The 5,709-nt window shown below is 65.1% G+C and carries 3 protein-coding genes and 2 pseudogenes; 3 read left to right on the top strand and 2 right to left on the bottom strand.

Features of this window, described 5'->3' with window-relative positions; all coding sequences use genetic code 11:
* Positions 1-468: 468 nt before the first annotated feature.
* Both ACIGAQ_RS37960 and ACIGAQ_RS37955 read left to right on the top strand, forming a co-directional pair.
* Positions 469-555: pseudogene (locus tag ACIGAQ_RS37960) on the top strand (transposase); the annotation flags it as partial.
* A 132-nt stretch (positions 556-687) separates the two neighbouring features.
* Positions 688-1,015: pseudogene (locus tag ACIGAQ_RS37955) on the top strand (transposase); the annotation flags it as partial.
* A gap of 728 nt (positions 1,016-1,743) precedes the next feature.
* On the opposite strand, the gene ACIGAQ_RS37950 reads toward ACIGAQ_RS37955, so the two are convergent.
* Entirely contained in the window at positions 1,744-2,430 is a 687-nt protein-coding gene (locus ACIGAQ_RS37950; protein ID WP_399791490.1) for a hemerythrin domain-containing protein, read from the bottom strand.
* An 82-nt stretch (positions 2,431-2,512) separates the two neighbouring features.
* Here ACIGAQ_RS37950 and ACIGAQ_RS37945 point away from each other — a divergent pair, with 82 nt between their 5' ends.
* The gene (locus ACIGAQ_RS37945) at positions 2,513-2,959 is read left to right on the top strand and encodes a MarR family winged helix-turn-helix transcriptional regulator (RefSeq protein WP_399791487.1); all 447 of its coding nucleotides are present in this window, start codon (positions 2,513-2,515) and stop codon (positions 2,957-2,959) included.
* A 640-nt stretch (positions 2,960-3,599) separates the two neighbouring features.
* Here the strand turns inward: ACIGAQ_RS37945 and ACIGAQ_RS37940 are convergent.
* Complete coding sequence (locus ACIGAQ_RS37940) at positions 3,600-4,904, bottom strand: ABC transporter substrate-binding protein (protein ID WP_399791484.1); 1,305 nt, start codon at positions 4,902-4,904, stop codon at positions 3,600-3,602.
* Between the last annotated feature and the right edge of the window lie 805 nt (positions 4,905-5,709).

Raw genomic sequence — 5,709 nt, 5'->3', positions numbered from 1 at the left:
GCTCGCCAGGCAGTCGCTCCCACGGGAGGCCGGTGTGAAGAACGAAGAGCATGCCGCAGAGCAGCTGCGGCCACTCAGCGCCCATCGCTATGGGTGTCGATGCCGGCGCTGCGGGGCAGGCAGTAACGGACCTGCGTCCATGTATTCCCTGTCTTCCTGCCACAGTTGGTGATCACGCTTCTTCCCACCCGGCGCTTCATGTCTGGTTGCTGAAGGTGAACTCGTGGAGTGGTAGGGGCTGACGGCTCGTCGTCCGTGCGAGATCAGGGGGCGTGCGGTATCCGCAGGGGGCGGGCTGACCGCCGAAACTCAGCAGTTCTGCGAGGAGTTACGGCTGAAGCTGCCGAGCGTTTCGCTTCGCGGCGATGCGAGCTCGCTGATCGCCAAGGATCTGCGGGGGCAGCGTCCGAGCCGGCGAAGGGACCGGCCGGGCACGGCTGAGAGGACCAGCCCTGGACTTTGAGCCGGGTGACGTTGATCTGCCGCCGCTTCCACCCGACTTACACGGTCCAGGGTATGCGCAAGCTGCTGGCCCTCAATGGGCGCTCCTGTCAGGTGCCGACCCGGCGTGGGACGAAGCGAGACGACGAGGCGGTGGCCGGGTGGGTCAAGGAAGTGGCCCCACGCGGAGGACTCGCGGCGGCCCGTGGAGCCTGGCTCGTCTTCGAGGACGAAGCCGGATTCTCCATGAGGCCGCCGCAGGCGAAGACCTGGTACCCAGCGTGGCCGGACCCCGGTGGTGCGGGTCCGCGGCCGCTCCGGCAGATGTGTGTCCATGGCCTCGCTGACCTGCTAAAAGCCCGGCCGCCGCTCGCGGCTGATCTGCCGGCCGCGTCGGGACGACGGCCAGCGCGCCGGGCGGAAGAGTGTCTCCTGGAGTGACTACCGGGACTTGCTGATCGCCGCACGTCAGCAGCTCGTCGGCCCGATCGTGCTCATCCAGGACAACCTCAACGTCCACAAGGCTGCCGACCTCCGGGAGTTCGCCGAAGCCCGGGACTGGATGGCCATCTACTGTGCACGGGCGACTTGGGTTCCATTTCGGCGCAGGGTCTCCGCTCACGGCTTGCCGGCAGGGCTGTTCCCGATCGGTTGGCAGACGCTTTGCTGCCCACACGCCGCCTCAGCGCTCTTCGCATCCCGGTGCAGGGATGCTCTTCCCGCCCGCTTTCCTGATGACGTCCAACGGCACCCCAGCCCCCGGAACTGACATGATCTCGTTTGCGGTATCCGCAACTGATGAACTTCGCCTGCCGTCAGGCGTTACAAAGGGGAGTGCCCACAAAGAGACGGCATCGAAAGATCGGTTCACCACATGCATGACCACGCCTTCGTGCCGACGATCCTCACTCCACATAGTCACAGCGATGCCTGCCCGCGCAGCTCATCCTCACGTCCGTCCTGGACGGTCTGCCAAGCAGCGTAGGAGGCGATACCACTGATGACGAGGCCACACGCGGCTGCCATCGCGGAGATAAACGTGCCCCAGGAGGTCAGCCACTCCGATTTCCCGCTGACACGGCCAGAGGGCTGAGCCCCTGGCCGGGTGCGGAGCTGCGGATGGTTGCGTCGCCGGGTCCGGATGGCGCGGAGTGCGGCGGGGTCACGGTGAAACTTCAAATGGCTACCGTCAACAGAGTCCCGCCGCTGCAGCCTTCCCGCACGTCATTTTCAACGACATCACGCCGACCGAGTGACGGGTCGACGCGCCGCGCGCTGAGCCGGCCCGGATCTCATGTTTGCTCAATCTCCCTGCAGCGCCCATACCTCGGGTACGCCGAGGTCTTCGTACAGTCGGATGCGTTGGCCAGGGCTGAGAGTGGTGGAAACAGTGGTGAGAGTGTGGCCCGCCTGATCCGGGTCTGCGTTCACGAGACCGCGGACGATCGCTTCCCGTGATGCCGGTGGCAATGCGGGGAGCATCTTGCGCAGGTCGTCGAGGCCCTGCTCGGGAGTGCGGGAGGAGCGGAAGGCGGTGAACACAGCGCGGAGTTCCTCTTCGCCGGCGTACTGCCACAGCGCCGGCATTGCGACTGTCTCCTCGACGTGCAGATGCGCGAGGTATGCGCTGATCATTTCGTTCAGTGCCAGGTACAACGCGTGCTGGGCGTCCGGAAGGGCTTCGATCGGAGTATCGGGCAGGGCACGCGCCCGCTCATCCAGCGCGCCGAATGCGGCGTCGAGCCGGATGTGCTCGGCGTCGAGTGCGTCGGCCGCCTCCGGCGCCCGCTCCCGCAGAAGCTGATGAATGAACGTGTCTTCATGGTCGGCGTGCTGACGTAGTTCCTGCGTCATGGCGAGGCAGCGATCCGCCTGCTCGGCGGCCGCGCCGCTCTGAGTGATGTCTGCGGCGCCCAGCTCGATGGCAAGTGTGAACAGTCGCGCGCGCTGTCCCATATGGACATTCCTGTAGAGGTCGATCTTCGACATGACCTGTTCCTTGAAGGGCGGAGTTCATATGATGACATCATATTGCTTCTATGCCAAGCTGTTGTCAAGAAAGGAGGCGCCGATGCCTGCCGAAGCAGCACTGCTGATCGCGGATGTGTTCGAAGCTGCCGGGGCCCTACGCCGCCTGAGCGAGAAAACCGCAAGCGTCGAGGGACTCACCCAAGCCCGATGGCAGGTACTGAGCGCGGTGTCCGAGGACCCGCTCACCGTGCCCCAAGCCGCCCGCCGCCTCGGCGTCAGGCGCCAGAACATCCAGCGGGTCGCGAACGACCTGGCTGCATTCGGGCTCGCCGCCTATGCGCCCAACCCGGACCATCGCGGATCGCCCCTGCTGACGCTGACACCTCGCGGCAAGGAGACACTCGCCCGGGTGACCGACAGAGCCGCCGCACGGGACCGCACGCTCTTCGCGGCCGTCCCCGAGGAGGAGATCATCGCCGCCAGGGCGACCCTGCGTCGGCTGCTGTCCGAACTCGACCGGCTTGAAGGTACGAAAGGCAAACGCTAGACGCCCACCGGTGGTAAGCCTTGCAGCCTTGGTCAGTCCCCTGCCATCCCGTGGGGACGGACCTGATGAAATCGGTCGTCTCCTCGCCATCGCCATGCAGTCCGCCTCACTGCCAGCATCCGACCACAAGATGTTGGCCTACCGCTGCCAGTGCAACGAGAGCGAGAACAATCAGTCCAAGCTCCTTTGGACAGTGGATCTGGAGACCTCGGCGATGCCGGTCTCAGTGTCCCCCCGTCGGTCGCATGCGGCGGGCACAGAAAGCCTCGCAGCCAGTGAACGGCCTGGCGCTCGTTGGAGCGGACGCCCGATCGCCCCCGCCAACTGGTCCTCGACCAGACAGGCAGCAATGGAACAAGGGACTGGCTGTGGAGGTCACGGCACAGTTGCCGGACGACCGAGCCGCCAGGGGAGCTGATGGCGCTCATAGACTCGCGCGGACAGAGCCGGTGACCTGACCTGATGCGCGCGACCCTAGCTCATCCGAGGAGATCCGGGAGGCCTTCGGGCGACGGTGCTGGATGCAGTACATGCCGCGCGTCGCGCGATCCTGCGCGCCGACGCCCGGCTGGACTGCCATGATCCTCCCGCCCGATGCGAGTGGCGGCTCCTCGTCCAGCGGTAGGCGGATCATCGTCCTTCAGCCCTGTTTCACAGCGATATCAACCTTCTTCCTCAGAGCGTTCAGCCCGCTCTGAACGCCCACTTCACCTGCGAGGATGGAGGCAACTCCTTCACCGATCGCTGTGTCGATCCGGGCGGCCGCGGACAACCTGTCCCAGGCGCCCGGACGGGCATGCTCCGCAATCGCGCTGGCGAAATCGATCTGAAACGTGTCCTGCCGCAGCTTCTCGATGCGGGCAGCGACCCACTTGTCAGCAGGCGCCAAAGCAGACTGCTCGTAGAGCGCCGTGGCCGCGCCGAGGTCACCGGCCACATAGGAGATGAAGTCCTTGCTGGTCTTCTCGCCTCTGCCTGCGCTGCAGAACAGCCCCGTGCCCCAGTAACGATTGTAGGAAGGGAGGCCCTCGGCGGACGGTCGCTGAACGGGCCGGAGGGCGGCCTGCAGTGCCTTGGAACCACCATTGGACTTCAAAAACGTGTTGGCCAGCGGAGCGTCGTCGTACATGACGGCCTGTCCCCGGGCGAACAGGATGCGCGCGTCGGTGCGTGCGACTCCCACCTTGATCAGCTTGGCGTCCTGGAGCTCCTTGTACCACTTCATGGCGGCGACGCTCTCAGAATCGCCGATGGTGCACTCCAGGTGGTCGGTGACGACCTGGCTGCCCCAGCCCCACATCCAGTGCACGGCGTCCTTCAAATCCGGGTTCTTGGTGACTGCCGCGTAGGGGATGAGGTCGGAGTCCTGGCGCTTGATCTTCTCCAGAACATCCGCAAACTCCTCGACGCTCATGCCGTCCTTCAGTCCGACCTCGTCGGCGATCCGGCCGTCACTCACCAGACCGATTCCCGAGGCGGTCAAGGGAAGCATGTAGAGCTTGCCGTCGATGCGGAGACCGTCGAGGATCGTCCGCGGCAACGCCATCCTCTCGGCCAGATCGGAGACGTCAGCCAGGATGCCCAGGGGGAACAACACCTGCCAGGGCCCCTGGGCGACGCCTTGAAAGCCGCCGGACTTCGCGGCGAGCGCCAGCTGGGTAGAGGCTTGATCGTAAGGGTAGACGACCGGCTTCACCGATTTGCCCGACTTCTTCTCCCAGCCGGCGACGATCGACTGCCAAGCCGCCTTCTGGGCATCGTCGCCAAGCGAGTTGCCGTAGAACTTGATGGTGTCGACCTCGGCGTCGCCCTTGGTCGCATCGCTGCCAGGTGTCGACGTCGTACAGCCCGTCATGGCGACTGCTCCGGAGAGTCCGAGGGCGCCCAGGCCCGCGAGAACTCCTCTTCTGGAGGCGCCCTGCTGGGGGGCATTGATGTGGGACATGGTGGCTCCCTGATGCATCTGGGTGAGTGGAGAAGGTTCAGCCTTCGACAGCTCCGGTAACCAGGCCGGAGACCAAGTGCCGCTGCAGCAGATGAAGATGAACGCCAGCGGCAGCGAAGTGATCGCCGCCGCTAGCAGACCAGGCCAGTCAGCAGCACTTTTGGGCATGGACGCCCTACGTCATGCCCGGTAGGAAAGGTGCGTTGGTCCGGGCCGGCCAGGGTCAGGGTGAACGACATCGCTCCAGCCGCGCATATGAGCGAGACCGCACCGGCCAAGCCCCGGGGAGACAAACTGAAGCACAAAGGCGTGGTGACAGCCCGTCTCCCTTCGCCGCCTGGATGCTTGCGTCTGGCGGACCGTTGACGGAGCCGGGGAGGCCGTGAGGGCGGTGCAAGCGTGAGGAGCAGCGCCACGACCGGAGTCATGATCACGAAATCGACAGTGGGGTCATAGGCATTCAGCGAGGTTCCCCGTCCGGTCGGCCGCAAAGAACGGGTAGCAGCCCGTGCCGGTGAGCATCCAGCGCCATTGCCGTTATCCATATCAACTCCTCGCGATGCAATACTCGGGACCGTATCGCAGCAGTGTCATCCGGAAAACGGATGCTTCACTCATAGTTTGGATCTGTTATGTTGTCGGCTGCCCAGGCTGCACCCCAGCCGCCGACTACTGAGGCCGACCATGCAGTACGCCAGGATGGAATCGAACGGCAGTGCAACTGCGTCGCGGTGTGCGTCAAGCCCTTCGATCGAGAATGGCGCCGCCGTGCCCGAGGGACGCGACGCACAGCAGACACCGGGCT

The sequence above is a fragment of the Streptomyces sp. NPDC085932 genome (genome assembly GCF_044540525.1).
Classification (GTDB): domain Bacteria; phylum Actinomycetota; class Actinomycetes; order Streptomycetales; family Streptomycetaceae; genus Streptomyces; species Streptomyces levis.
This window is presented reverse-complemented; position numbering and strand designations above follow the sequence as displayed.